Here is a 25,389-nt window from a genome sequence, read left to right as displayed (position 1 = left end):
GCACTTTCGCAATCTCGCAAGCTACAAAGGCTTGCAAAGGGATCGGAGCGGCTGCTAAAAAGGGGGTGTATAGGGCTTTTAGCAGCCAAGACTTATAGAGAGCTCGATCAGCGCCAACTGATCGGGCTCTCGTCTTGTTTGGTATCGGCGTCTACAACGGCATCGTCGTCCAGCCTCTCTATAGGCAATGCTGTAAGCAGGGATGCACAATTGCCCCCATTTAAGCAATCACAAAAATGTATTGAAGTCGTGGTTAGACCGTGCGTTGCACGAGTGTTCTTGTTTAAGGCACTGTTTATAAGGAATTTCCTTCTTTGTATGGATGTGAAGTTCCACTGGAAGCCAGGTGGCGGAGGACTGATTCGATCGAGCGTGGCTTGCCTGATCGCGCGGTTTGGGAGAATCGCCCGGCTTCGCAGCGATGTTCATGGCCTGCGGGCCAGCGCCACGAACCGGGAGGTCACAGACTCCGCGGCCTTGGGCCACGGCTCGTAGGCCCGCCCCGTCGCGCATGGCGACGGACGTGATTGATCCGGTGAAGACCTGCGCCTCCGCCGATCCGACCTCGTATGCCATTCGCCTTGCCTGGCAGGGCAGGGGGGCGTCTCGCCATGAAGTGGGGTCGGAAGCCCGCGCCTCAAACGCATCCGGCAGTGCAGGCCCGTGATCGGTCGGGCCCCGAAGGTCCCGGCGCGGTCCGCCGCATCGGGGTCTCAAAGGGCTGCGACGAAGATCACCGCGAGGAAGACCGTCTCGGCGGCAATGAGCGCGATGGCGGCTCCGCCCACCTGAAGCACCGTGGCCAGCGAGGTCTTCATCCCCACCGCCGCAATGGCGATCAGCAGCGCCCAGCCCGATGCGTCCGCCAGCAGATCCGCCAGCGCGGCGGGCACGAGACCCAGCGAGTTCAGCGCCGCCAGCGCCAGAAAGCCGACTACGAAGCCCGGCATCAGCGGCGGCCTGCGGCCCGAGACGCTGTCGCCCAGGCCGCGGGCGCGGATCGCCAGCGAAAACAGCAGCACGACGGGCGCGAGCAGGGTGACGCGAATGAGCTTGACCAGCGTGGCGGTCTCGCCCGCCTCGGACGAGATCGAAAAACCCGCGCCGACGACCTGCGCCACGTCGTGGATCGTCGCGCCGAGGAAAACGCCGGTGGTGCGTGTGTCGAAGCCGAACCAGCCGGTCAGCAGCGGATAGGCGATCATCGCCATCGTCGACAGCACGGTGACGCCGAGCACGGTGAAGCTCAGATCCGTTTCCGAATTCTCATCGCGCGGCAGCACCGCGGCGATGGCCATGGCGGCCGAGGCGCCGCAGATCGCCACCGCGCCCCCTGTGAGCAGGCCGAAGCGCCAGCCCTTGCCCAAGGCCTTGCCCGCTAGAAAGCCGAACAGGATCGTCGCGGCCACCGCTGCCACGATCAGCCCGATCAGCCCCGCCCCGAGATCAAGCAGCAGCTCCACCGAAATCCGCGCCCCCAAGAGCGCCACGCCAAAGCGCAGCACCTGCCGGGCGGTAAAACCGATCCCCTCGACACAGCGCCCTTCGAGCGACAGGAATTGCAACGTCATGCCCAAGAGCAGCGCCATCAGCATCGCGGGCGCGCCGTAATGCTCGGAGATGAACTTGGCTGCGATAGCAACCACGGCGGCAATGGTGAAGCCGGGCAGCAGGACAGGCAGGCGCAGGACGGGCGCCCGCAGGGCTGCGGGCGCGAGGGCGGTCACGTTCATCATCTTGTCTCCGTCGGATCGGGGCGCGCCCGGGCCCTAGCCCGGACGCCCGATCGGGTCAGACCGCCGTTTTGGCAGCGGCGGGGCCGGGCTCGGTCGCGGCGTAGCGCTCGAGCCTGATGTCAGCGGCGCGGGCATGGCCCTCCATCCCCTCGACCCGGCTGATCCGGGCGGTCGCCCCGCCAAGTTGGCGCGAGGCGGCGCGGTCGGCGCGCTGCCAGGTCACCGTCTTCATGAACTTGTGCACCGACAGCCCGCCGGTGTAGCGCGCCGCCCCCGACGTCGGCAGCACGTGGTTCGGACCCGAGGCCTTGTCGCCATAGGCGACGGTGGTCTCCTCGCCGAGGAACAGCGAGCCATAGGCGCGCAGCCGCTCGAGCCACCAGTCGAGATCCGCGGCCTGCACATGCAAGTGCTCCGGCGCATAGTCATCGGCGACGCGCGCCATCGCCTCGCGATCCTCGCAGAGTATCACCTCTGCGAAATCGGCCCATGCGGCGCGGGCGCTCGAGGCGTTGGGCTCGGGCAACGCGTCGATCAGCCCGGGTACGATCTGCATCACCTTTTCGGCCAGGGCGCGGTCGGTGGTGGCGAGCCAGACCGGCGAGTTCCAGCCATGCTCGGCCTGGCTGACGAGATCGACGGCGACGATCTCCGGATCGGCGGTCGCGTCGGCCAGCACCATGCTGTCGGTGGGGCCGGCGAACATGTCGATGCCGATCTCGCCGAAGAGGATGCGCTTGGCCTCGGCCACGTATTGGTTGCCGGGGCCGACGAGAATGTCGACGCGCGGCAGGCCGTAGAGCCCCTCCGCCATCGCCGCCACGCCCTGCACGCCGCCCAGGTTCAGGATCGCGTCGGCGCCGCACAGATCCATGGCGTAGAGGATCGCCGCCGGGATGCCTTCGCCCGGTCGCGGCGGCGAGCAGGCGGTGATGTGGCCCACCCCCGCCACCTTGGCGGTGGTGATGGTCATCAGCGCCGAGGCGATGTGGCTGTAGCGCCCGCCGGGCACGTAGCAGCCCGCCGCCGAAACCGGGATCTGCCGCTGCCCGGCGATGAGCCCGGGCAGGATTTCGACCTCGCAGCCCTGCACCGTCCGCATCTGCGCCTCGGCGAAACGGCGGATATTGGCATGGGCGAAGCGGATGTCCTCCTTGAGGCTTTCGGGCAGCCGGGCGGCGGCGGCGCGGCGGGTGTCGTGGTCCACCAGCAGCGGGCCGTCCCAACGATCGAGCTCGCTGGCATAGCTGGCGACGCGGGCCTCGCCGCCCGCGCGGATCTCGGCCAGCATGGCCTCGACGGTGGCGCGGGTGTCGGCCTGGTCGCTTTCGGGGCGGTGTTTCGCGGCCTTGAGATGGGTCACGGTCATGTCGTCTCTCACATCTTGCCTTTCCAGGGGACGACCTTGCGTTCGATCCAGCGCATCAGCAGGTCGAAGGCATAGGCGATCGCGGCGATCACGATGATCCCCATGATGACGGTGGGGGTCTGCAGGAACTGGCTGGCCGAGAGCACCATGTAGCCAAGCCCCTTTGTCGCGGCGACCATCTCGGCGGCGACCAGCGTGGTCCAGCCGAAGCCGACGCCGATGCGCATCGCGGTCAGGATCTCGGGCAGGGCCGAGGGCAGGATCACGTGGCGCAGCACCTGCCAGCGCGAGGCACCGAAGCTGTAGGCGGCGTGGATCTGCTCGATCGCGGCGGAGCGGACGCCGGCGCGGGCGCCAAGCGCCACGGGCGCGAAGACCGACAGGAAGATCAGCAGCACCTTGGAGGTCTCGCCGATGCCGAACCAGATGATCATCAGCGGCAGGTAGGCCAGCGGCGGGATCGGGCGGTAGAACTCGATCGGCGGATCGAACAGCCCGCGCATCACCGGGCTCATCCCCATGGCGAGGCCGAGCGGAATGCCGATTGCGCAGGCCAGAAGGAAGGCGCCGAAGACGCGGGCGGTCGAGACCGCGGCATGTTCGAGGAAGGAGGTGTTGGTGAAGCCGTTCTGCCAGACATCGACGAACTTGGCGACGATAGCCTGCGGGCTCGGCACGAAGAGCGGCTTGACCAGCCCCAGAGCGGTCACCGCCCACCAGACGAAGAGCAAAAACAGGATGGAGGCCACCGAAAGCCACATCGTGTCGCCTTGACCCGGCACGCCATAGGTTTCGCCGGGCTTGGTGGGACGGCTGCGCGCGAGCCAGGCGAAGACGCCGCTGCGCGGGTTGATGCGGGCCTTTTCGGCGACGTGGGGGCGGTGTTTCACGGTCTCGATCATGCCGCTTCCTCCTCGTCGGCGAAGATGATGCCGAGCACCTCCTCGCGCAGCCGGATGAATTCGGGGGAGGCCTTGACCTGCCGCGCCGGCTCGCCCGCGAGCACGCGGCGCGAAAACGGCAGGTCGAAGCGGTGCGAGATGCGGCCCGGGCGGGGCGACATCACGATCAGCTTGGTCCCCATGAACAGCGCCTCCTCGACGCTGTGGGTAATGAAGAAGACCGACTTGCCGGTATCGTTCCAGATCCTGAGGATCAGCTCCTGTGCCTTTTCGCGGGTCAGCGCATCAAGCGCGCCCAAGGGCTCGTCCATCAAGAGCACCTTGGGGTCGCAGGTCAGCGCGCGGGCGATGCCGACGCGCTGCTGCATGCCGCCCGAAAGCCGGTAGACCGGGGATTTCTGGAAGCCGTCGAGACCCAGAAGCTTCACGAACTCTTCGGCGACGGCGCGGCGCTTGGCCTCGGCCACGCCCTGCATCTTGAGCCCGAAGGCGACGTTCTCGATCACGTTGAGCCAAGGCAGCAGAGCGTGTTTCTGGAACACGACCGAGCGGTCGGCGCCCGGCCCGGTGACCGGGTTGCCGTCGAGCAGGATCTCGCCCGAGCTGGGGGCGAGAAAGCCCGCGATCAGGTTCAGAAGCGTGGATTTGCCGCAGCCGGAGGCGCCGAGCGCCACCACGAAATCGCCCTCGGCGATGGCCAGGTCGATGCCGCGCAGCGCCTCGACCGGCGGCCTTCCCTCGGCCGCGGGAAACACCACGGAGGCGGAATTGATGTTGAGTCCCATTGGACCACTCCTCGTCGGGGTCTGAGCGTCCCGGCCCCGCGCGGGGGCCGGAAGGCGGGGCGTCATTGCGTGGCGGCGGTGCCGATCTCGGTATTGACGAAACCCGAGTAATCCTCGGCCACCCGGTCGATGCGGCCCGCATCCTTGAGGAACTGCGCGGTCGAACGCATCGTCTCGGGCGCGCCGCCGAGCCAGGTCTCGCCCAGCTGCTCGGAGAGCGGCACGAAGGTGAAGCCTTCGAGGATGGTGGGGATCTGCGCGGCATCGGCGCCGGTCTCGGCGGCGATGGTCTGCACCGGCTCGCTTTCGGGCGTCCAGGCGGCGGGATCGGCGAGATAGGCGGCGTTGGCCTCGTCCATGGTCTTGGCGAAGGCGGTCACGGCCTCGGCGTTCTCGGCGGCGAACGCGGCGTTCACCACCCAGCCGTCGAAGGTCGGATAGCCCCATTCGGCGGTATCGGCCGAGGTGGCAAGCCGGGTGCCGGTCTCGGCGATCTGGTTCTGCACGGGCTGCCAGATAAAGGCCGCGTCGATCGCGCCCTGCTCCCAAGCGGCGGCGATCTGGTCGGGCGGCATGTTGAGAAGCGTCAGATCCGAGGCTTCGACCCCGGCGTGATCGAGCGCGCCCATCAGCGAGAAATGCGCGGTCGAGCCGACCGGCACCGCGACCCGCTTGCCCGAGAGATCCTCAAGCGTCTCGATCTCGCTACCGTCGCGGGCGATCAGGCTCTCGGCCGAGCCCAGCACCTGCGCCAGCATGAACATCTCGAGATCGACACCCTGGCTGGTGGCGATGGCCAGGGGCGAGGAACCGAGTTCGGCGAGCTTGATGTCGCCCGAGGCCATGGCGGCGATCACCTCGGAGCCGGAGGCGAACTTGCGCCATTCGATGTCCCAACCGGTGGCCTCTTCGAACTTACCTTCCGCGCGGGCGACCTGCATCGGGGTGGGGTTGCCGAAATGGCCGATGGTGACCGTCTCGGCCAGCGCCGATCCGGCGGTGAGACTGGTGGTGAGTGCAAGCGCCACGCGCATCGTCTTCTTCATGGTCTACTCCTCTGTTGGATGCATCGACGCTGTCCCGCGCCGTTCTGCATGGGTGTCAGGCCGCGGTTTCGGCCTTGTTTCGCGCTCCCGTCGCGGCGGCGCGGATGCCATCAACCAGGCGGTCGAGCGTATCGATGCCTTCGGCCCCGGGCACGAGCGCCTCGGCGATGAGCGAAAACTCGGTGCAGGCGACAAGCTGCAGCGCGGCCCCACGTTCCGCGAGGTCGGCCGAGGCTGCGTGCAGCGCCGCCCGGCTCTCCTCGTCCGGACCGTGCGCCTTGATCGCGCGGATCGCGGCCAGGAGCGCCTCCTCGTCCGCCGGGTGCAGCAGGATCAGCCCGGCCTCGGCGCAAGCGCGGTCGAAGATCCCGATCCGGCGCAGCGCGGGCGAACCCAGAAGCCCCACCTTGCCGCTTGGCCCGGCCAGCCGCGCCGCGTGACCGACCGAGAGGGCGATCATGTCGATGAAGGGGACCGAGACGGCGGCGCGGATCTCCGGCGCGTAGTGATGCGCGGTGTTGCAGGGCATGGCCAGGGCGGTCGCGCCGCCCGCCTCCAGCCCGCGCGCCATCGCGGCGAGCACCGGGCCGGGATCTTCGCCGCGTCCCTCGATCAGCCGGGCGATGCGCGAGGGCACCTGCGGGTTCATGTCGACGAGAAGCGGGATGTGGTCCGCGTCGTCGCGCGCCGGTGTCGCGGCGATCAGTCTCTGCATCAGCAGCACCGTCGCCTCGGGCCCCATGCCCCCCAATATGCCGATCCGCTTCGGGCTCATGCCGCGCCCTCCGGGCTGCGCAGCGCTGCGAGGGCCGCGCCGAGATGCTGGGCGATCGCGTCGCAATCGGACGGGGCGAAGGTCAGCGGCAACCGCATGTCGAACAGCTCCGCGAGGATCGCGTCGGTACGGGGCAGGGATTGCGCGCGCAGGTAGCGCCAGCTCGCGTGGTTCGAGGTGAAGCCCATGGGCTCGTCCGCGCCGAACCATTTCAGCTCGACCCCGCGCGCCGCCGTCTCGGACAGTAACTGCCGCGCCCCTTCCGCCCCCAGCCCCGGCAGGCGGAACTGGATCGAGGAGCCGACATGGAACTCGGGCGCGGGCCGCTCTGGCAGCGCCACGCCGGGCAGGGCGGCGAGCCGCTCGGCCATCCGGTCGTGCAGCGCGTTCCAGCGGGCGATGGCATCGTCGAGCCGGTCGAGCTGCGGCAGCAGGATCGCGGCGCGCAGATTGTCCATCCGCGCCGACATGTTCGGCGTCTCCAGCCGGATCCTCTCGAACACCTCGGGCGGCGGCGCGGCACCGTGGCGCTCGTAGAGCATGTAGGAGCCCGACATGATGATCGCGCGGGCCATCAGCTCGGGGTCGTCGGTGGTGAGAAACCCGCCTTCGCCGGAATTCATGTGCTTGTAGGTCTGGGTGCTGAAGCAGCCCATGGCGCCGAAATTGCCCGAGCGGCGGCCGTTCCACTTGGCCCCCATGGTGTGGGCGCAATCCTCGATCACGGTGAGGCCGCAGCCTTCGGCAACCCGCATCAGCCGATCCATGTCGCACAGATGGCCGCGCATGTTCGACAACAAGAGATGCCGCGCGCCGGAAGCTCGGGCCTTGACGGCGAGATCGTCGAGGTCGATCACCAGATCCTCGGTGATCTCGACCAGCACCGTCTCGGCACCCACGGCGGCCACGGCGCCGGGCACGGGGGCGAGGGTGAAGGCGTTCGAGAGAACCTTGTCGCCGGGCCGCACGCCGCAGGCGCGCAGCGCGATCTGCATCGCCTGCCCGCCCGAGGCCAGCGCGAGACAGTAGCGCGCGCCCTGCCACGCGGCATAGGCCGCCTCCAGCCGGGCGGCGAGCGACGTCTCGCCCGGCATGGTGTTGTAGCGGTGCAGCCGCCCCGTGCGAAGCAGCTCCAGCGCCGCCGAGATGCCCTCCTCCGGGATCGGCTCCTGCTGGGTGAAGCTGCCGGTGAAACGCGTCTCGGCCATGGGTTTACTCCGCCGCCATCTTGTCGCCGGGGGCGCGCTCGAACACCGCGTCGTAGCCGAACAGCGCCGCCGCCCCGCCGGTGTGCAGGAACACCACCCGCTCGCCCTTCTTGAAGCGGCCCTTGCGGATCTGGTCGATCAGCCCGGCCGCGCCCTTGCCGGAATAGACCGGGTCGAGCAGGATGCCTTCGAGCTCGGCGAACATGCGGATCGCCTCGATCGTGTCCTCGCGCGGGATGCCGTAGCCTTCGCCGACATAGTCGCAATTGGCGACGACGTCCTCGCGAGCGACGATGCCCTCGCAGCCGAGCTTTTCGGCGGTCAGGCGGGCCAGCTTGTAGACGTTCTCCTCCTGCTTTTCCCGCGGCGCACGCACGCCGATGCCCAGAAGCGGGATCTGCGCGTTGATCGCCTTGAGCCCGGTGATCAGCCCGGCCTGGGTGCCGGCGGAGCCGGTGGCGGTGACGATGTGGTCGATCACCATGCCGGCGTCATTGGCCTGGCCCACCAGCTCGAAGGCGCAGTTGACATAGCCGAGCGCGCCGGTGGCGTTCGAGCCGCCGCCGGGGATGGTGTAGACCTTGGCGCCGTCCTTGCGGAAATTCTCGGCCACCGCTTCCATCTCGGCATGCATGTCGAGATCGGGGCCGCGGGTCTCGGTGGTGGCGCCGTGCAGATGGTCGAGCAGCACGTTGCCGTTGCGGTTGTAGTTGTGGTCCTTGGAGCCGGTGCGGTCCTCGAGCAGCAGGTGGCAGCGCATCCCGAGCTTGGAGGCGAAGGCCGCCGTCTGGCGCGCGTGGTTCGACTGGGTGGCGCCTTGGGTCATCACCATCTCGGCGCCCATGGCCTGCGCCTCGGCCATCAGGAATTCGAGCTTGCGGGTCTTGTTGCCGCCGCTCGACAGGCCGGTGCAGTCGTCGCGCTTGATCCAGATCTCGGGTCCGCCGAGCTCGGCGCTCAGGCGGTCGAGCCGCTCCAGCGGGGTGGGCAGGTGGGCGAGATGGACGCGGGGAAACCGGGCCAGATGCATGAGACGCTCCCGTTCTGAAAAATTCGTTAAATGGATGTTGCGCCTTCAAAATCCGCTATGCAAATGCGAAATCCGCATTATAATATGCATGATGTGCAACTTAGGGGGGACCCTTGCATGCGCTTGGAATGGTTGGAAGATCTGATCGCCGTGGCGGAGACCGGATCCTTCTCGGAGGCCGCCGAACGCCGCCTTTTAACGCAATCTGCCTTTTCTCGCCGCATCCGGCAGATCGAGGACCATGTCGGGGTCGAGTTGTTCGACCGCAGCCGCAAGCCGGTGCAGCTGCAACGCACCACCGAGGCACAGCGCGACCGAATTCTTCAGATCATCCGCACGCTGCGCCAGCTAGTCGCCGATCTGCGCAGCGGCAGCCAGATAGCTGACAGCCACGTGGTGCTGGCCAGCCAGCACGCGCTGACCACCTCGCGCACGCCGCGGCTGCTGCAGGGCGTGCTGGCACGCGACGCCTCGATCACGATCCGCCTGCGCTCGGCCAATTTCGACGACTGCTACGGCCAGCTTCTCGCGCGCAAGGCCGATATCGCGCTGGTCTACCGGATCGAGGGGATCGCGCCCGAGGTCGAGGCCGACTACCTCGAGACGTTCGAGCTCGGACAGGACCGGCTGATCCCGGTTCATGCGGCGGCGCGGCGGGCGGATCATCTGCGCGACCGGGCGATGGGGCTCTTGCCGATCGTCTCCTACCCCGACGCGGTGTTTCTGGGGCAGGTGATGAACCTGCTGATCCTGCCAAAGCTGCCGCCGCCGCTGCAGGCGGTGCAGCGTGTGGAAACGGCGCTGACGCTGGCGGCGCAGGAAATGGCGCAGGTCGGCATCGGCACCGCCTGGATCCCCGAAAGCCTCGCCCGCGACCGGATCGCCGATGGCGGGCTGATCGATTTTTCGGACGATCTGCCAAGCTGCGATCTGGCGATCACCGCGATGCGGCTCGCCGGGTCCAAAAGCAGCTCCGAGGAGGCGGTCTGGACCGAATTGGTCGGCGGATAGGGCGGTGAGGGGCATCTCAATTGTATCCGGCGCAGGGGCTGAACGCCTCGTTCGACCGCACTCCGCGCCGGGGCTTCGCGCCTTGTCCGGCAGGGGGATGAGCGGCGCGCGCCACGCGGATCGGGCCATGGGCGCGATGTCGCGGCGCATACATCTCGCGACAATACCGTGCTGTTTTCCGCGCCCGAACTGCGCCATCCGAGGGGCAATCCCGGCGCGGCGCAGCGCCGCGAAGACCGGGGGTGGACGTTCCATTCGCAAGGACGACGAGAATGAAATTCGCAAGCAAGATCGGCATCATCGCCACAATCGCCACCCTGACGGGCATGGCCGCCAGCGCGGCCTTCGCGCAGCCGCCGCCGCGCGAGATGAAGCCACTGTCGCGTGCCGAGGCGCTCAAGATGGCGGGCGAGCGGTTCGATGCCGCCGACAAGAACCATGATGGCCAGATGACGCCCGAAGAGGCCCGGCCCGAAGGCCGCCCGAACGACGCGCGGGGGCAGGGACGTGATCAGCGCCCGGCGCCCGAGCGCCAAGGCACATCCGAGCCCGTCTCGCGCGCCGATATGCTGAAGCGCGAGGCCGAACGGTTCGACGCGGCTGACGAGAACGGCGACGGCGTGATCAGCGTCGAGGAACAGCGCAAGGCGCGTCCGCCGCGCAGGTATCGCGTCGCTGAGGCAAGGCGCAGGCTGGCATCGAACCGCGCCCCCTCGCAAATGTGCGAAGGCCCGCTCGTGTTACGCGCGGGCCTTCGCACATTTCGGTGGCGGGTGGCCTAGCTGCGACCTTTCCAGGGCACCAGCCGGGTCTCGGCCTGGCGCATCAGCAGGTCGATGCCAAAGCCGATCAGGCCGATCAGGATGATGCCCATCATCACGATGTCGGTCAGCTGGAACTTCGCGGCGGCGATGATCATCATGCCGGCGCCCATCTGTGCTGCGACCAGTTCTGCGGCGACGACGGTGCCCCAGCACACGCCCATCGCCACCCGCGCCCCGGTGAAGATCTCGGGCAGGGAGTTGGGCACGATCACGTGGCGCAGGATCTGCCATTTCGACGCGCCGAGCGAATAGGCGGCGTGGATCTTGGAGATCCTGACGCCAGACACCCCCGCCCGCGCCGCGATGGCCATCACCCACAATGCGGCGAGGAACAGCAGCACCACCTTGCCGGTCTCCCAGATCCCGAACCAGATGATGACGAGCGGGATCAGCGCCAGCGGCGGCACCGGGCGCATGAACTCCACGATCGGGTCGAACCATCCGCGAAACCAGCCCGACAGGCCCATCGCGTAGCCCAGCGGAATCCCCACCAGCGCGCCTAGGGTAAAGCCCGCGAGCACCCGCAGCAGCGAAGCGCCGATATGCTCCCACAGCGAATAGTTCTGGTAGCCATTGGCCATGATCTCGATGAAGCGGCCGACCACGGCTTCGGGCGAGGGCAGCCAGATCGGCTCCATCTGCAGGCCCCTTTCGGCGGCGAAGCTCAGCGTGCCCTTGGAGGTCATCGACACGGTGCCGTCTTCGACCGGCACAGCCCCGCCCGGCGCGATCTCGGTGCCGTTGACAGAGACCACGCGCGCGTCGCCCGGCAGCTGGATCAGCTTGTTGCGCCCGCTCTGCACCGCGACGGCGACATCGTCGGAGGTCTCGGCCCCGGCGGGAAGCGTGCCGTCCGGGCCGACGGTGATCCGCACCCGGCCGTCGCTGAGCTGCCCGCCCGTGCCTTCGGACTGGTAGGTGAAGGAGGTCTCGCCCGCGAAAGGGCCGGACACGTGCAGCGGCACCAGCTTGGAGCCGGTGAAGGCGCCCCAGAGCAGAAAGATCACCACGACCGAGGCGATGGAGGCGAGGCGATCGGGGCGGATCGCGCTCTCGTCGCCGAAGGTCACGGTCTTGAGGCTGCTGAAATCGGCGCGCCGGGCGCGGCCGCGCCGCAGCAGCCCGGCGGCGGCGGCGGCCAGCACGAAGGCCAGCACGTAAACGAGGAGGATCGCGATACCGGTCATGATGCGGGCTCCATGTGACCCATGATTTCTTCTTCCATGTTCCAGATCATCGATAGGATATCCTCCCGCGTCGTGCCGAAATCAGGATGTTTCTTCACCTCCCTCAGGTCCATCCCGGCCCCCAGCTCGGCAAAGGGCAGGCGGTATTCCTTGTGGATGCGGCCCGGGCGCGGGGCCATGACGATCAGCCGCTCGCCCAGAAGCAGCGCCTCCTCGACCGAATGGGTGATGAGCATCACGGTCTTGCCTGTCTCCTTCCACAGCTTGAGGACCAGCGCCTGCATCTTTTCGCGGGTGAGCGCGTCGAGCGCGCCCAAAGGCTCGTCCATCAAGATCACGTCCGGGTCGTTGGCAAGGCAGCGGGCCAGCGCCACGCGCTGCTGCATGCCGCCCGACAGCTCGTAGATCGCCTTGTCGCGGAAATCCTTGAGCCCGACGATCTCGAGCAGGCGGTCGACCTCGGGCAGGTAGTCGGCTTTGCGGCGTCCGGCCATGCGCGGCCCGAAGGAGACGTTGTCGCGCACGTTCATCCATTCGAACAGCGCGCCTTCCTGAAACACCATGCCGCGCTCGGCATCGGGGCCGCGCACGGCGTGGCCATTGAGCGTGATCTCGCCCGCGGTGGGAGCGAGAAAGCCCGCCACGATGTTGAGAAGCGTGGTCTTGCCGCAGCCCGACGGCCCGAGGACCGACAGCAGCTCGCCCTTGGCGAGATGCAAGGACACGTCCTGCAGGGCCTGCACGTGGCTTCCATTGGGCAAATCGAAGCGCATGGAGATATTGTTCAGCGTCAATCCGGACATCCGGGCATTCCCTTGTCGGTGAGGCAGGGGGGAGGGAGGCGCTTTCGCGCCTCCGCCGGTTCAGTTGGTGGCGATGTCCTGCAGCGGCGCCGTGATGATCAGATCGCCGTAGCTGGGCAGAAGCGTAGGCACGGAGCCATGCTCGTGGAAGAAGGCCGCAGCACCGTCGATATAGCTGCCGACGCGCCCGCCCAGCCACTTTTCGGACAGCAGCGCATCGACCGGGATGAAGGTGAAATCGTCGATCACCTCGCCCGCGGTGGCGTCTTCCATGCCGGCGTCTTGTGCGATGACCGGCAGCATTTCGGCCCGGTCCTCGCCCGCGTTCCACTTGGCGTTCATCTCGGCGGTGACGGCGAGGAACTCTTCAAGCAGCCCGGGCTGGGAGGTGGCGAACCCGGCCATGGTGGTGGTCAGGTCGAAGGAGAGAATGCCGACCTCCTCCTTTTCGGCGCCGGTCAGCAGCACGTTGCCGTATTCCATCATCCGCCCCAGCGCGCCGCCCCAGCCGCAGGCCATGTCGACATCGCCGCGCGAGAAGGCGGCGGCGCCCTCGGCGGGGGCCATGTCGACGATCGACATGGTCGAGGTGTCGACCTCCAGATGCTCCATCAGCTGCAAAAAGGTGTATTGCGCCCCGGTGCCGACCGGCACGGCGACGCGCGTGCCCTCAAGCTCCGCCGCGTTCTCGGCGTCGATCTCAAGCGCGGCGGCGACGACGCAGTTCTCGTTATCGGCATAGGAGGCGGCGATGTCGACAATGCGCAGGTCCTGGCCCGCCGAGGCCGCGCCGATGAAGGGCAGCACGCCCTGGCTGATCGCGATCTGCACGTTGCCCGCGGCCATGGCGGCGGACATGGCGGTGCCGGAATCGAAGCGGACCCAGTTCACCGGCAAGCCGAGCGTCTCGTCATAGATCCCTTCGGCCTTGGCGTATTGGAACGGCATCGGCCATTCGGTGAAATAGGCGACTGTGAGCCCGTCCTGCGCGGAGGCGGCGGTCCCGGTGATGAGGCCGGATAGGGCGAGGATCGGCAGGCTGAAAATACGTGTCATGGCTCTCTCCGTGTTGGGTCTGGGTGCGGCCGGTTGGAGGCCACGGGGGATGACGATCGGTTTGTCCGATTTCTGTCGTGGGGATCCGGCACGGCGGGGCCCTGCCGGACGATAGAGCTCTCAGCCCATCCGCTCGCTGCAATAGGAGCCAGGGGAGGCCGGAAAGACGACGGTCTTGTCGCCGTTAAGAAAGACCCGGCGGTTGGCATGGGAATGGACCGCGCGGGCCAGAACCTGCGCCTCGACGTCGCGACCAAGCGAAACGTAATCCTCGGCCGATTGCGCATGGGTGACGCGGACGATGTCCTGCTCGATGATCGGGCCTTCGTCGAGATCGGCGGTGACGTAATGCGAGGTCGCGCCGATCAGCTTCACCCCGCGCTGGAACGCCTGCTTGTAGGGATTGGCGCCCTTGAAGCTGGGCAGGAAGGAGTGGTGGATGTTGATGATCCGCCCCGACATCGCTCGGCACATGTCGTCGGACAGGATCTGCATGTAGCGCGCCAGCACGATCAGATCGGCCTCGGCCTCCTCCACCACCGCCATGATCCGCGCCTCGGCGTCGGGCTTGTTGGCCTTGGTCACCTTGATGCAGTGGAACGGGATGTCGTGGTTCACCACGAGTTTCTGGTAGTCCATGTGGTTCGAGACCACCGCGACGATGTCGATCGGCAGCGCGCCGATCTTCCAGCGATAGAGCAGGTCGTTTAGGCAATGGCCAAAGCGCGAGACCATGACGACGACCCGCATCTTGCGGGCCTCGTCGTGGAACATGTACTCCATGCCAAAGCCCTGCGCGGCCTTGGCAAAGCCCTGTTCGAGCTCATCGCGCGTCGCGCCGGTCTCCGACACGAAGCTCACGCGCATGAAGAAGCCGCCGGTCTCAGGGTCGTCGAATTGCGAGCTGTCGGTGATGTTGCAGCCCTGTTCGGACAGGTAGCCGGCGATCGCCGCGACGACGCCGCGGGCCGATTGGCAGGTCACGGTCAGGCAGAACTTGGACATGTGCGTCTCTCTCCGGGAATTGGGGGGGGCGATCGGGCGGTCAGGCGGTCAGGCCGTCCGGCTCGGGCAGGCCGTGCGCGCGGCAGCAGGCGGTCAGCGTGTTGGACAACAGGCAGGCGATGGTCATCGGGCCGACGCCGCCGGGCACGGGCGTGATCGCGCCCGCGACCCGCGCCGCCGCGTCGAAATCGACATCGCCAACCAGCCGGGTCTTGCCGCCCTCGGCCTCGATCCGGTTGATGCCGACGTCGATCACCGTGGCCCCGGGCTTGATCCAGTCGCCCTTGATCATCCCGGGCCGGCCGACGGCGACTACGAGGATGTCCGCGCCGCGGCAGATCTCGGCGAGATCGCGCGAATGGCGGTGCGCCACGGTCACGGTGCAATCATCGCGCAAAAGAAGCTGCGCCATGGGGCGGCCGACGATGTTCGAGCGCCCGACCACCACCGCGTTCAGCCCCTTGAGGCTGCCCAGCCGGTCGCGCAGCATCATCAGACAACCCAGCGGCGTGCAGGGGACCAGCGCCTTCTGCCCGGTGCCCAGAAGGCCCACGTTGGAGATGTGGAAGCCGTCGACGTCCTTGGCCGGGTCGATCGCCGCCAGCACCGCCTCTGTGTCGATATGGCGCGGCAGCGGCAGCTGCACGAGGATGCCGTGCACGGCGGGATCGGCGTTGAGCCGCGCCAGCAGCGCCAGCAGATCCGCCTGGCTCGTCTCGGCCGAAAGCTTGTGCTCGAAGCCGGTCATGCCGGTCTCGCGGGTCTGGCGCGCCTTGTTGCGCACATAGACCTCCGAGGCCGGGTCCTCGCCCACCAGCACCACCGCGAGGCCGGGCGTGATCCCATGCTCGGAGTTCAGCTCCGCCACGTGATCGGCGACATGGGTCCGCACATCGGCGGCAAAGGCCTTGCCGTCGATGCGGGCGCTAAGCGTGGTCTCGCGGATGTTCATTTCAGCGCCCCCGTCAGCTCGGGCACGAGATCGAACAGATCGCCGACGAGGCCGTAATCGGCGACCTGGAAGATCGGCGCCTCCTCGTCCTTGTTGATGGCGACGATGATCTTGCTGTCCTTCATCCCCGCGAGGTGCTGGATCGCGCCCGAGATGCCCACCGCGACGTAGAGATCGGGGGCGACGACCTTGCCGGTCTGCCCGACCTGCCAGTCGTTCGGCGCATAGCCCGCATCGACGGCGGCGCGGCTCGCACCGACGGCGGCGCCGAGACTGTCGGCCAGCCCCTCGACCAGCGCGAAGTTCTCCTCCGAACCGACGCCGCGCCCACCCGAGACCACGCGGCCCGCCGAGGTCAGCTCCAGCCGGTCGCTCTTCGAGACCTCGTCTGAGAGCCAGCGCGCGAGGCCGGGATCGGCGACCTCGGCCAGGGTCTCGACCTGCGCCGCGCCGCCATCGCCCGCGGCGTCGAAGCCGGTGGTGCGGATGGTCAGCACCTTGGTCGCGTCCTTGGAACGCACGGTCTGGATCGCATTGCCGGCGTAGATCGGCCGCTCGAAAGTTTCGGCGTCGATCACCTTGAGCACGTCGGGGATCACCATCACGTCGAGAAGCCCCGCGACACGCGGCATCGCGTTCTTGGCGCCGGAGGTGGCGGGCGCGGCAATGTGCTCGAAATCACCCGCGAGCACCGCGATCAGTGCCGCCAGCGGCTCGGCCATCTGGCGCTCGTATGGCGCGCCCTCGGCCAGCAGCACGCGGGCGATGCCGTCGATCTTCGCGGCCACGGCTGCCGCCTCGGGCGTGGCCCCGGCGCAAAGCAGCGTCACAGCGCCCAGATCCCGCACCGCGCTCACGGCCTTGGCCGTGGCGTCGCGGTTCAATTCGCCCTTGGTGATGTCCGCAACAAGTAGAACCGCCATCAGATGATCCCCGCTTCCTTGAGTTGACCGACCAGCTCGTTGACCGAGCCGAGCTTGATCCCGGCCTGCCGGCCCTGCGGCTCGCGCACCGAGACGACTTCGAGCCGCGGGCTCACGTCGACGCCGTAATCGGCGGCGGTCGCCTCCACGAGCGGCTTCTTCTTGGCTTTCATGATGTTGGGCAGCGAGGCGTAGCGCGGCTCGTTGAGGCGCAGGTCCGCGCTGACGATGGCCGGGAGCGGCACCTCGATGGTCTGCAGACCGCCATCGACCTCTCGCGTCACCTTGGCGACGCCGCCTTCGACTTCAAGCTTGGAGGCGAACATCGCCTGACCCCAGCCGAGCCGTGCGGCCAGCATCTGGCCGGTGGCGTTCATGTCGTTGTCGATCGCCTGCTTGCCGGTGACGACCAGATCGGCCCCTTCGGCCTCAGCGACCTTGGCGAGGATCCGGGCCACGGCGAGCGGCTCGATATCGTTGTGCACGTCGTCGGCAGCAGTCACGAGGATCGCGCGATCCGCCCCCATGGCCAGAGCCGTGCGCAGCGCGTCCTGCGCCTGCTTCACGCCGATCGAGACGACGATCACCTCCGTCGCCGTGCCCGCCTCCTTGAGCCGGATCGCTTCCTCGACCGCGATCTCGTCGAAGGGGTTCATTGACATCTTCACGTTGGCGAGGTCGACGCCGCTGCCATCCGCCTTCACGCGGGGCTGCACGTTGTAGTCCATCACCCGTTTTACCGGCACGAGTATCTTCATTTCGTTTCCTACTGTCTTGGGGGAGGGCGAGCCGGGCCAGGCCTCGGCTCGCGTCAATGCCGCGTTCGGATCAGCCCTTGATGCGGATGTTCTCGGGGTCGTAGAGCCCCGGATCCATCACGGTCGCCGCGACCGGTTCGCCGATCACCTCGACCTGCAACTCCGTGCCCACTTCGGCGTATTCCGGGTGCAGGAACCCCATGGCGAGGTTCTTGCCGATCCGGTGGCCCCATCCGGCGGAGGTGATGGTCCCGATGGGCTTGCCATTGGCGAGGATGGCGTCGCCGCCATGCGCAGGCGCATGGTCGCAGTCGAGCGCCAAGGTGACGAAGCGTTGCTTCAGCCCGCCCGCGAGCTGCTCTTCGAGCGCCGCCTTGCCGATGAACTCCGGCTTGTCGATCTTCACGAAACGGTCGAGCCCGCTTTCGATCGGGTTGAACTCGGTGATCAGGTCCGCCTTCCAGTGGCGATAGCCCTTCTCTAGCCGCATCGATTCCACCGCGTGGCCGCCGAACAGCGTCATCCCGTGCTTTTCACCCTCGGCCCGCAGCGCCAGATAGGCGGCATAGAGCTGGTTGTTGGGCACGTGGATCTCGTAGGCAAGCTCGCCCGAGAAGCTGACCGACATGACCACGGCGGGCGCGATGCCGACGAAGGCGCGGCGCACCGAGAGCCACGGGAAGGCCGCCTTGGACCAGTCGCCACGCGACACGCCGGACAGAACATCGCGCGCTTTGGGTCCCGCGATCACGAGGATCGTCCAGTCGTTGGTGAGCGAGTGGATCTGCACCGAGCCGTCTTTGGGCAGATGCGCCTCCAGCCAGTCCATGTCATGGTATTCGGAAGCCGCGGCGGAGCCGTACCAGACGGTATCAGCGTCGAGATTGGCGAGCGTCGCCTCGGCCTTCACGTTGCCTTGGTGGTTCAAGAGGTAGGTCAGGCCGACCTTGCCATCCTTGCGCGGGATGCGGCCGCAGACCATGGTGTCGAGCCAGTCGCGCGCGCCGGGGCCGGTGATCTCGAAGCGGTTGAAGCCGTTGACCTCCGCCATGCCGACGCCCGTGCGCACCGCTTCGATCTCCTTGGCCACGACGGGGAAGGTCTCGTTGAACCTGAAGCTGTGGGTTTCCTCGAAATCGGGGCTCGGCTTGATATAGGCCACGCGCTCCCAGCCATTGACGGTGCCGAACTCGGCGCCCTCGGCGGCGAGGATCGGGGTCAGCGGCGTGGTCTTGGCCGGGCGGCCCGCGGGGCGGTGCTCATGCGGGAAGTGGAAGCGGAACTCGTTCTGGTAGTCCTCGATCGCCTTCAATGCGGTCAGCTCGACGTTGGCATGGCCGGTGAAGCGGCGCGGGTCGATGACCCAGGTGTCGTAGCAGGCCTCGCCATGCACGATCTGCTGCGCCAGCAGCCAGCCATGGCCGCCGCCTTCGCCAAGACCGGCGCGCAGGCCGATGATGCAAAACGCGTTGCGTTTGCCGGGGATCGGGCCGACCAGCGGCGCGCCGTCGATGGTGTAGGTGATCGGGCCGTTGACGACGGAGTGGATGCCCACATCCATCAGCGCCGGCATTCGCTCGAAGGCGCCTTCGAGCACGTCCATCACCCGGTCGAGATCGTCGGGGCACAGCGCGTTGACGAAGTTCGGGTCGATCCCGTCCATTCCCCAGGTCTTGCAGTCCTGCTCGTAGAAGCCGACCAGCAGGCCGTTCTTCTCCTGGCGGCAGTAGTAATCGCTGATCGGGCAGCGCAGCAGCGGCATGCGGAAGCCCGCCTCCTCGATCGCCTTGATCGGCTCGGTCAGGAAATACTGGTGCTCCATCGAGGCGACGGGATGGTGCACGCCCATCATCGCGCCGACCTCGTTCACCCGGTAGCCGCAGGCGTTGACGACGATCTCGCAATTGATGTCGCCATGCTCGGTGTGCACGGTCCAGCTGTCGTCCTTGTGCTGGGTCAGCCCGGTGACCGGGGTGTTGCGGTAGACCTCGGCTCCGGCGAGGCGGGCGCGGCGCGCCAATGCCTGGCACAGCTGCGCGGGGTCGATGTCGCCGTCGAGCGGGTCCCAAAGGCCGCCAAGAAGGTTGTCGGTGGAAATGAGCGGGTGTCGTTTCGCGCATTCCTCGGCATCGATGATTTCGAAATCGACGCCCATGCCTTTCGCGACGCTGGCGAAATGGCGATAGCCTTCCATTTGCCGTTCGGTATTGGCCAGTCGAATGCCGCCATCTGCATGATGGTAATTGATCGGATATTCAGGGTCGTCGGCCAGTTCCTTGTAAAGCTTGATGGAATGGGTCTTGAGCCCGACCATGGTCTGCGTCGCACCGAAATTGGTGACCTGCGCCGCCGAATGCCACGTGGTACCGGATGTCAGCTCGTTTCTCTCGACGAGCACCACATCTGTCCATCCCTCCTGGGTCAGATGGTAAAGGGTGGAGCATCCGGCGATACCGCCGCCAATGACGACGACACGAGTCTGATTTTTCATTTTGCCCTCTGACCATTTCGGATTTGTGACAAGTAGCGCGGCGATGTGTCGCTGGGTCAATCGCGGCGATGCTATGTTCAGGCAAACAGAACACTACCGGGAAATATCCTGAACGAAGCGGCCCTCCGGCGGGCCTTGCGGGCGAACCCGGTACCGCCGCGCTCTCCGAGCGAGGGAATTTCGATCAGGCTGCCTGCGCCGCGATCAAAGCCGGAATCGCCGCCCCAGGGCGGCATCGCACCACCCCACGCCGCCGCCACCGCGACGCGCGGCACGATTCGAGGTCGACCGGCGCTTGATGCGAAGGCACAGTCCCGCGCAACGGACCCCCCAAGGCACGACGATGGCAAAAACACCGACACCCCCTCCCATTCCGGACAGGCCGATCACGCGGCTGACGCTGCGCGGGCTGCGCGCCTTCATCGCGCTGGAGGAAGCGCGCTCGGTCGCGGGTGCCGCGCAAAAGCTCGGGGTGAGCAAATCGAACGTGTCGCAGCAGATCACCGCGCTGGAGCAGAACGTCGGCGCGAAGCTCTTCGACCGCGACGGCAGGCCGATCCTTCTCACCCCCGCGGGGCAAGTGCTGAGCACCCATGCGCACCGTATCATGTCGACCGTCTCGGCGGCGGAGGCCAATCTCGCGGAGTTCAACCTGCGCAGCCTGCCGGTCTTGAACCTCGGCATCATCGACGATCTCGACGCCTCGCTGACCCCGGTCCTCGCCTCGTCGCTGCAACGCCAGCTGCCGCAATGCTTCATCTCCACCTTCTCGGGCCGTTCGGATCAGGTGACGGAAAAGCTGCTGGCGCGGGATGTCGATATCGCGGTGACGGGCATCCTGCCCACCACCATGCACAGGTTCACCATCCTGCCGCTCCTACGCGAGCAGTTCGTGCTGATCTCGGCCAAGGGCCAGTATGACCGCAAGGCGGATTGGCGCGAGACGCTGACCCGGTTGCCGCTGGTGCAATATTCCGAGGCCATGCCGATGGGGCGGCTGGTCTCGGCGCATCTCAAGCGGGTCGGATTTCATGCGCAGCGGCGGTTTTCGTTCGAATCCACCCGCTCCGTCATCGCCACGGTGGCGCAGAACGGCGGCTGGACGCTGTCGACGCCGCTGAGCCTGCTGGATGCGGGCTCGCTGGTTTCGGGCATCGACATCGCGCCCTTGCCCTTCGCCAGCCTCGCGCGGCAGATCTACATGGTCACCAGAAGCGAAGAGCTCGGCAATCTCCCGGCGCAGCTGGCGAGCGAATGCCGCTCACTGCTACACCAGACGCTTGTGCCGGATTTCGGGAAGGCCGCGCCGATGCTGGCCGGCGCGATCGAAATCCAGGGGGGCGACGAAGATCCGTTCGATCCGGTCGGCGCGCCCGGACAGGATCCGTAGCGCGGCGGATGCCCCGAACATCGGCTGATGCCATGTTTGGCAACGTGGTTCGAGAGGTCCGCGACATCTCGACATTGTCGTTGCGGAATCCACGAACCGTGCGACTGTAGCGACAGCTTCCCTCGAGGCCGCGGACCACGGACCGTGTGGCCCTCTGACCAGCAGGCGGGGCTTTCGCACCCTTCATCCGGCACCAACGGGCAAAGGCCGCCCAATCGCGCGTGTAGGCGGTTCGGGTGTTCTCGACGACCGCGTGGTCGGCATAGCCGCAGGCCGTGTCGACGATGCGGTCAAGGCTGGCCGAGCCTGCAATTTGATGGGGCAGGGCGAGCCGCATATCGGGGCTCTCAGAAGATCCGCGCATGCCGAAGCATGTATCATCGTCGTGTCCGATAAGGCAAGATTATCGGACATCATGAGCGTCCGCACAGTGCGGCGGTTGCGCTCGACGCACGTCCGTACTTTCAGCTTCCGAGAGCTTTGTATCCGCTTGGGCCCACTCCGCTGGCGACATCGCGGCGTCGCAATTGGCACGGCCCGGACCCACCAGTGCCCGGGGGCAGATAGTGCCCCCGGCGAAGCTTTGCGTTGGCTCTGTCCCTCAGGATGCGGGTCCGCCGTGGGGCCGAAGTTATTGTCCGGCGATAGTTCTTGAACCTGACCGCCTATAGGCCAAGATCCCGAAGCGCCCGCCGCATGACACCGGCATCGGCATCGATGCCGGTCCAGTGTTTCAGGCCGATCACCCCCTGACCGACGAGCATGCCCAGACCGTCCGCGGTCTTGCAGCCGCGCGCCTGCGCCGCCCTCAAGAGTTTCGTCAGCGGCGGGTTGTGGATGCCGTCGGCCACGACCATGTCCGGCGTCAGGCTGTCGTGATCGATGTCCGGCGTGGCATCGACATCGGGGTAGAGACCAACCGACGTGGCGTTGACGACAAGCCTGGTGCCCTGCGGGACACGGAAGCTGCCCTCCCAGGGCCGGTACTCCGCCGAGGCGGGGGTCCGGTCGTCGATCAGTCGAGCCACGGCCTCGCCGCGGGCGGGGCTGCGGTTGACCACGGTGATGTGGGAGACGCCCGCCAGTGCCATCTCGACCGCGACGGCCCGGGCCGCGCCGCCGGCGCCGAACAGTACCGCGCGCTGGCCCGACGGCTCGGTCACCTCGGACAACGCCCGGACAAATCCCTTGCCGTCGGTATTCTCGCCGATCAGCCGCCCGTCCTCGTGCCGCACGACTGTGTTCACCGCCCCGATGATCTCCGCTGAGCGGCCGAGGCCGTCGAGATGCTCGATGACCGTCACCTTGTGCGGGATCGAGCAGTTGAAGCCGCGCCAGCCCATCGCCCGCGCCCCCCTGACGGCGTCGCCGAGGTCCCGTGGCGCCACCTCGCAGTTGATGTAGCGCCAGTTCAGTCCGTGATGCCGGAACGCGGCCTCGATCATCGCCACGGTGGGGTTCTCGCCCGCGGGCATGGCGAAGGAGCCGACCAAGGGTTGCAGGAAATCATGCGGCATGGGGAGGTCTCCGTGTCAGGCGGCCGCGATGGCGGCGAAGCTCGAGGACAGATGCGCACCGACCCGCAGCGCCTGGGCGGCCACGGTCAGCGCGGGGTTAACGGCTGCCGAGGACGGGAAGCAGCCGGCATCGACGACGTAGAGGTTCGGATGATCATGCGCACGGCAGAACGGGTCGAGCGCCGAGCTGGCGGGATCGGCGCCCATCCGGACGGTGCCGCATTGATGCGACGGCGCCTCGATGCCGAAGCTGTGGCGCAGCACGAGCGGGAAGCCGATCCGGCGCAGCAGCCCGCGGGCGTGGCGCACGAACCGGTCATGCGCCTTTCGGTCGGCCGGGTGCCAGGTCACCTCCGGCGTGCCGTCGGCCAACAGCCGCACCCGGCTCGACGCCCGCGGCGGGTCCTCGGACATCACCAACCAGTCGACGCTGTGGCGGCCCAGCCAGTCGGCCGCGGCGCGCGGCGTGCGCGGATAGGCGGCGCGGATCATCGGCCCCCTGATGTTGCCCAGCATCTGGATGTTGCCGCGCGCCAGCGGATCGCCCGCGATGCCGTGGTAGAAGTCGTTCACCGACAGGGTCTTGGGAAACCTCGTGTCGTTCACCGTCCAGGGCAGCACGCCCATCAGCCCGGTCAGGTGGTGGTTCATCAGGTAGCGCCCGACCACGCCCGAGCGGTTGGCCAGCCCGTCGGGACAGCGCGCGCTGGCCGAGCGCAGCAGGATCAGCGCCGAATTGATCGCGCCGGCGCTGAGCACGAAAAGCGGCGCCTTGATCCGGTCGGGCGCGCCGTGCTCCTCGACCTCGGCGGCGACGATCCGGCGGCCCTCGGCGTCGTGGATCAGCCGGGTCACCCTGACCTCGGTGCGGATCTCGACATTGGCGCGGCCGCGCAGCCGTCCCAGCAGCCGGGTCTCGGCATCCCCCTTGGCGCCGAAGCGGCAGCCGAACGCATCGCAGGTGCCGCAGCGCCGGCAGGCGCCGCCGGGGCCGTAATCGATCGCGGACGGCATCGGGAACGGTGTCAGGCCGGCCCGCTCGAGCCGGTCGGCCATGCGCCGGATCAGCGGTTCGTGCGGCACCGGCGCGTGCGCGTAGCCGCCGCTGCGGGGCGGCTCGGTCGGATCGGCCCCGGCCTGCCCGCGCACGCCGAACAGCCGCTCGGCCTCGGCGTAATGCGGCTCGAGGTCGGCATAGCTGATAGGCCAGGCCGGGGAGATCGCGTCCTCATGCGGCACCGCGTCGAAATCGCATTCGCGGAAGCGGAACATGGCGGTGCCGTAGAACTTGGTGTGCCCGCCCAGGAAGTAGTACTGACCGGGGCGGTAGCGGCGGCCCGTACCGTCCTGCCATTCCTCGGTGGTGCGATATCGGTTTTGCACGAAGACCGCCTCGGCGTCGTTCAACGCGGGCTCGTTGGGAAGCGGCCCGCCGCGTTCGAGGATCAGCACCCGCAGCCCCGCCTCGGCCAGCTTGAGCGCCACGGATCCGCCGCCGACGCCGCTGCCGATCACCACGACATCGGGATTGTCCATCCGGCTCGGCATGTCCGATACCCCTCGCTCCCCTTGCAAGCGCCAGACTACCGGGGCGCCCGGGACCGTACCATTCCCGACTCCGGCAGCTTTTTGTAGGATCACCGCATCATCGAGGAGGGCATCATGCGGCCGTGGTTCGAAAAAGTGACGATTCCGGCGGGCCAGTCCTGCCTGGTCTACGACCGGCGGCTGCCGGAGTTCGCCTTCAACTGGCATCACCACCCGGAATACGAGCTGACGCTGACCCTCGGCGGGCACGGCACGCGCTTCGTGGGCGGCGACGTGGCGCCCTATGCCGATGGCGACCTGGCACTGATCGGTCCCGATCTGCCGCATGCCTGGCAGTCGCATCACTTGGCCGAGGGCGCCACGGAACACCGCGCCATCATATGCTGGTTCACCGTCGACTGGGCGCGCGGCCTGCTCGCGCTGATGCCCGAGCTCGGCGCCATCGGCGCGCTACTGGGCGAGGCCTCGCAGGGCGTGCATTTCGGCCCGGCGACGGCAGCGGCGCTGCGGAGCCGGATGCTCCGGCTCTGCGACCGGCCGCAGGCCGAGCGCGCGCTTGAACTGACCGGCCTACTGCTAAATCTCGCCGCCGCCCCCGACCGCCGCACGCTTTCGCCGGGTGCCATGGACGCGGCCGAGATGTCCCGCGACCGCCGCCGGATGGAGCGGGTGCTGGCCGATCTCCATGCGCGCTTCGACCAGCCGATCCGTCTCGCGCCGCTCTGCGAGACCGCACATCTGTCCGAAAGCCAGCTTCAGCGCATCTTCAAGCGCAGCACCGGGCTGTCGATTAGCGAATACGTCACCCGCCTGCGGGTCGGTCGGGCCTCGGCGATGCTCAACCGCACCGACCTGCCGATGGCCTCCATCGCCGAGAGATGCGGCTTTCACGACGCCGCCCACTTCGCGCGGACATTCCGCGCCACCACCGGTCGCACGCCGACCAGCTATCGCCGGGAGTTCCATGCCCCGGGGCCAGCAATTCCAACTGGGGCGTTTCCGATGCAGCGCGGAACGGCCGGGTAAGGGGCTGCCTCGGAACTAAAAGGCCCCTTGGTTCGTGGGCGTATTCT

The 25,389-nt window shown here is 67.5% G+C and carries 22 protein-coding genes; 4 read left to right on the top strand and 18 right to left on the bottom strand.

Annotated features, from left to right (window positions below):
* Positions 1-713 precede the first annotated feature (713 nt).
* The 8 genes from CJ301_RS13050 to CJ301_RS13015 form a co-directional block, all read right to left on the bottom strand.
* Positions 714-1,733 carry a YeiH family protein gene (locus CJ301_RS13050; RefSeq protein WP_099277873.1) on the bottom strand — a complete coding sequence of 340 codons (1,020 nt, stop codon included), beginning with the start codon at positions 1,731-1,733 and terminating at the stop codon, positions 714-716.
* 58 nt (positions 1,734-1,791) lie between these two features.
* Positions 1,792-3,105: a histidinol dehydrogenase gene (gene hisD / locus CJ301_RS13045; protein WP_099277837.1), complete on the bottom strand. Its 1,314-nt coding sequence runs from the start codon at positions 3,103-3,105 to the stop codon at positions 1,792-1,794.
* Between the two features lie 8 nt (positions 3,106-3,113).
* A complete protein-coding gene (locus CJ301_RS13040; RefSeq protein ID WP_099277836.1) occupies positions 3,114-4,007 on the bottom strand; it encodes an ABC transporter permease subunit in 894 nt (297 codons plus the stop codon).
* Positions 4,004-4,792: a taurine ABC transporter ATP-binding protein gene (locus CJ301_RS13035; protein WP_099277835.1), complete on the bottom strand. Its 789-nt coding sequence runs from the start codon at positions 4,790-4,792 to the stop codon at positions 4,004-4,006. Before CJ301_RS13035 ends, CJ301_RS13040 begins: the two co-directional genes overlap by 4 nt.
* A 62-nt stretch (positions 4,793-4,854) precedes the next feature.
* Positions 4,855-5,838, bottom strand: coding sequence for a taurine ABC transporter substrate-binding protein (gene tauA, locus CJ301_RS13030; protein WP_099277834.1), 984 nt, complete (start codon positions 5,836-5,838; stop codon positions 4,855-4,857).
* A 55-nt stretch (positions 5,839-5,893) separates the two neighbouring features.
* Positions 5,894-6,613, bottom strand: coding sequence for an aspartate/glutamate racemase family protein (locus CJ301_RS13025; protein WP_099277833.1), 720 nt, complete (start codon positions 6,611-6,613; stop codon positions 5,894-5,896).
* Positions 6,610-7,821, bottom strand: a complete 1,212-nt coding sequence (locus CJ301_RS13020) for a DegT/DnrJ/EryC1/StrS family aminotransferase (protein WP_099277832.1) — start codon at positions 7,819-7,821, stop codon at positions 6,610-6,612. The genes CJ301_RS13025 and CJ301_RS13020 overlap by 4 nt, the downstream gene beginning before the upstream one ends.
* 4 nt (positions 7,822-7,825) lie before the next feature.
* On the bottom strand, positions 7,826-8,851 hold the full coding sequence (locus CJ301_RS13015) for a D-cysteine desulfhydrase (protein ID WP_099277831.1): 1,026 nt from the start codon (positions 8,849-8,851) through the stop codon (positions 7,826-7,828).
* A gap of 123 nt (positions 8,852-8,974) precedes the next feature.
* Between CJ301_RS13015 and CJ301_RS13010 the strand changes: the two genes are divergently transcribed.
* Positions 8,975-9,862, top strand: coding sequence for a LysR family transcriptional regulator (locus CJ301_RS13010; RefSeq protein WP_216823295.1), 888 nt, complete (start codon positions 8,975-8,977; stop codon positions 9,860-9,862).
* Between the two features lie 326 nt (positions 9,863-10,188).
* Positions 10,189-10,644 carry a hypothetical protein gene (locus CJ301_RS13005; RefSeq protein WP_162620523.1) on the top strand — a complete coding sequence of 152 codons (456 nt, stop codon included), beginning with the start codon at positions 10,189-10,191 and terminating at the stop codon, positions 10,642-10,644.
* Here the strand turns inward: CJ301_RS13005 and CJ301_RS13000 are convergent.
* From CJ301_RS13000 to CJ301_RS12965, 8 genes are all read right to left on the bottom strand, one after another.
* A complete protein-coding gene (locus tag CJ301_RS13000) occupies positions 10,641-11,864 on the bottom strand; it encodes an ABC transporter permease (RefSeq protein ID WP_254050154.1) in 1,224 nt (407 codons plus the stop codon). The two genes, CJ301_RS13005 and CJ301_RS13000, sit on opposite strands and share 4 nt — an antisense overlap.
* A gap of 5 nt (positions 11,865-11,869) precedes the next feature.
* On the bottom strand, positions 11,870-12,676 hold the full coding sequence (locus CJ301_RS12995; protein ID WP_099277827.1) for a taurine ABC transporter ATP-binding protein: 807 nt from the start codon (positions 12,674-12,676) through the stop codon (positions 11,870-11,872).
* 60 nt (positions 12,677-12,736) lie between these two features.
* Complete coding sequence (locus CJ301_RS12990) at positions 12,737-13,732, bottom strand: taurine ABC transporter substrate-binding protein (protein ID WP_099277826.1); 996 nt, start codon at positions 13,730-13,732, stop codon at positions 12,737-12,739.
* 120 nt (positions 13,733-13,852) lie between these two features.
* Complete coding sequence (gene purU, locus CJ301_RS12985; RefSeq protein ID WP_099277825.1) at positions 13,853-14,737, bottom strand: formyltetrahydrofolate deformylase; 885 nt, start codon at positions 14,735-14,737, stop codon at positions 13,853-13,855.
* A gap of 40 nt (positions 14,738-14,777) precedes the next feature.
* A complete protein-coding gene (gene folD, locus CJ301_RS12980; RefSeq protein ID WP_099277824.1) occupies positions 14,778-15,689 on the bottom strand; it encodes a bifunctional methylenetetrahydrofolate dehydrogenase/methenyltetrahydrofolate cyclohydrolase FolD in 912 nt (303 codons plus the stop codon).
* Positions 15,686-16,612 carry an electron transfer flavoprotein subunit alpha/FixB family protein gene (locus tag CJ301_RS12975; protein ID WP_099277823.1) on the bottom strand — a complete coding sequence of 309 codons (927 nt, stop codon included), beginning with the start codon at positions 16,610-16,612 and terminating at the stop codon, positions 15,686-15,688. The genes folD and CJ301_RS12975 overlap by 4 nt, the downstream gene beginning before the upstream one ends.
* On the bottom strand, positions 16,612-17,370 hold the full coding sequence (locus tag CJ301_RS12970) for an electron transfer flavoprotein subunit beta/FixA family protein (RefSeq protein WP_099277822.1): 759 nt from the start codon (positions 17,368-17,370) through the stop codon (positions 16,612-16,614). Before CJ301_RS12970 ends, CJ301_RS12975 begins: the two co-directional genes overlap by 1 nt.
* Before the next feature lie 70 nt (positions 17,371-17,440).
* Positions 17,441-19,861, bottom strand: coding sequence for a GcvT family protein (locus tag CJ301_RS12965; protein ID WP_099277821.1), 2,421 nt, complete (start codon positions 19,859-19,861; stop codon positions 17,441-17,443).
* A 343-nt stretch (positions 19,862-20,204) separates the two neighbouring features.
* Between CJ301_RS12965 and CJ301_RS12960 the strand changes: the two genes are divergently transcribed.
* Positions 20,205-21,251, top strand: a complete 1,047-nt coding sequence (locus tag CJ301_RS12960) for a LysR family transcriptional regulator (RefSeq protein WP_162620522.1) — start codon at positions 20,205-20,207, stop codon at positions 21,249-21,251.
* 665 nt (positions 21,252-21,916) lie between these two features.
* On the opposite strand, the gene aroE is transcribed toward CJ301_RS12960, so the two are convergent.
* Both aroE and CJ301_RS12945 read right to left on the bottom strand, forming a co-directional pair.
* Complete coding sequence (aroE, locus tag CJ301_RS12950) at positions 21,917-22,768, bottom strand: shikimate dehydrogenase (RefSeq protein WP_099277819.1); 852 nt, start codon at positions 22,766-22,768, stop codon at positions 21,917-21,919.
* A gap of 15 nt (positions 22,769-22,783) precedes the next feature.
* Positions 22,784-24,304: a GMC oxidoreductase gene (locus CJ301_RS12945; RefSeq protein ID WP_099277818.1), complete on the bottom strand. Its 1,521-nt coding sequence runs from the start codon at positions 24,302-24,304 to the stop codon at positions 22,784-22,786.
* Between the two features lie 126 nt (positions 24,305-24,430).
* On the opposite strand from CJ301_RS12945, the gene CJ301_RS12940 reads away from it, so the two are divergent.
* A complete protein-coding gene (locus tag CJ301_RS12940) occupies positions 24,431-25,342 on the top strand; it encodes a helix-turn-helix domain-containing protein (protein WP_099277817.1) in 912 nt (303 codons plus the stop codon).
* The last annotated feature ends 47 nt before the right edge of the window (positions 25,343-25,389 follow it).

Source organism: Limimaricola cinnabarinus, from assembly GCF_002723615.1.
In the GTDB taxonomy this organism is placed as follows: Bacteria; Pseudomonadota; Alphaproteobacteria; order Rhodobacterales; family Rhodobacteraceae; genus Limimaricola; species Limimaricola cinnabarinus_B.
This window is presented reverse-complemented; position numbering and strand designations above follow the sequence as displayed.

Excerpts from the sequence above, each read along its gene's own strand:
- CJ301_RS13050 (WP_099277873.1), bottom strand. The coding sequence starts at position 1,733 with ATGAACGTGACCGCCCTCGCGCCCGCAGCCCTGCGGGCGCCCGTCCTG.
- hisD (WP_099277837.1), bottom strand. The coding sequence starts at position 3,105 with ATGACCGTGACCCATCTCAAGGCCGCGAAACACCGCCCCGAAAGCGAC.
- CJ301_RS13040 (WP_099277836.1), bottom strand. The coding sequence starts at position 4,007 with ATGATCGAGACCGTGAAACACCGCCCCCACGTCGCCGAAAAGGCCCGC.
- CJ301_RS13035 (WP_099277835.1), bottom strand. The coding sequence starts at position 4,792 with ATGGGACTCAACATCAATTCCGCCTCCGTGGTGTTTCCCGCGGCCGAG.
- tauA (WP_099277834.1), bottom strand. The coding sequence starts at position 5,838 with ATGAAGAAGACGATGCGCGTGGCGCTTGCACTCACCACCAGTCTCACC.
- CJ301_RS13025 (WP_099277833.1), bottom strand. The coding sequence starts at position 6,613 with ATGAGCCCGAAGCGGATCGGCATATTGGGGGGCATGGGGCCCGAGGCG.
- CJ301_RS13020 (WP_099277832.1), bottom strand. The coding sequence starts at position 7,821 with ATGGCCGAGACGCGTTTCACCGGCAGCTTCACCCAGCAGGAGCCGATC.
- CJ301_RS13015 (WP_099277831.1), bottom strand. The coding sequence starts at position 8,851 with ATGCATCTGGCCCGGTTTCCCCGCGTCCATCTCGCCCACCTGCCCACC.
- CJ301_RS13005 (WP_162620523.1), top strand. The coding sequence starts at position 10,189 with ATGGCCGCCAGCGCGGCCTTCGCGCAGCCGCCGCCGCGCGAGATGAAG.
- CJ301_RS12995 (WP_099277827.1), bottom strand. The coding sequence starts at position 12,676 with ATGTCCGGATTGACGCTGAACAATATCTCCATGCGCTTCGATTTGCCC.
- CJ301_RS12990 (WP_099277826.1), bottom strand. The coding sequence starts at position 13,732 with ATGACACGTATTTTCAGCCTGCCGATCCTCGCCCTATCCGGCCTCATC.
- purU (WP_099277825.1), bottom strand. The coding sequence starts at position 14,737 with ATGTCCAAGTTCTGCCTGACCGTGACCTGCCAATCGGCCCGCGGCGTC.
- folD (WP_099277824.1), bottom strand. The coding sequence starts at position 15,689 with ATGAACATCCGCGAGACCACGCTTAGCGCCCGCATCGACGGCAAGGCC.
- CJ301_RS12975 (WP_099277823.1), bottom strand. The coding sequence starts at position 16,612 with ATGGCGGTTCTACTTGTTGCGGACATCACCAAGGGCGAATTGAACCGC.
- CJ301_RS12970 (WP_099277822.1), bottom strand. The coding sequence starts at position 17,370 with ATGAAGATACTCGTGCCGGTAAAACGGGTGATGGACTACAACGTGCAG.
- CJ301_RS12965 (WP_099277821.1), bottom strand. The coding sequence starts at position 19,861 with ATGAAAAATCAGACTCGTGTCGTCGTCATTGGCGGCGGTATCGCCGGA.
- CJ301_RS12960 (WP_162620522.1), top strand. The coding sequence starts at position 20,205 with ATGGCAAAAACACCGACACCCCCTCCCATTCCGGACAGGCCGATCACG.
- aroE (WP_099277819.1), bottom strand. The coding sequence starts at position 22,768 with ATGCCGCATGATTTCCTGCAACCCTTGGTCGGCTCCTTCGCCATGCCC.
- CJ301_RS12945 (WP_099277818.1), bottom strand. The coding sequence starts at position 24,304 with ATGGACAATCCCGATGTCGTGGTGATCGGCAGCGGCGTCGGCGGCGGA.
- CJ301_RS12940 (WP_099277817.1), top strand. The coding sequence starts at position 24,431 with ATGCGGCCGTGGTTCGAAAAAGTGACGATTCCGGCGGGCCAGTCCTGC.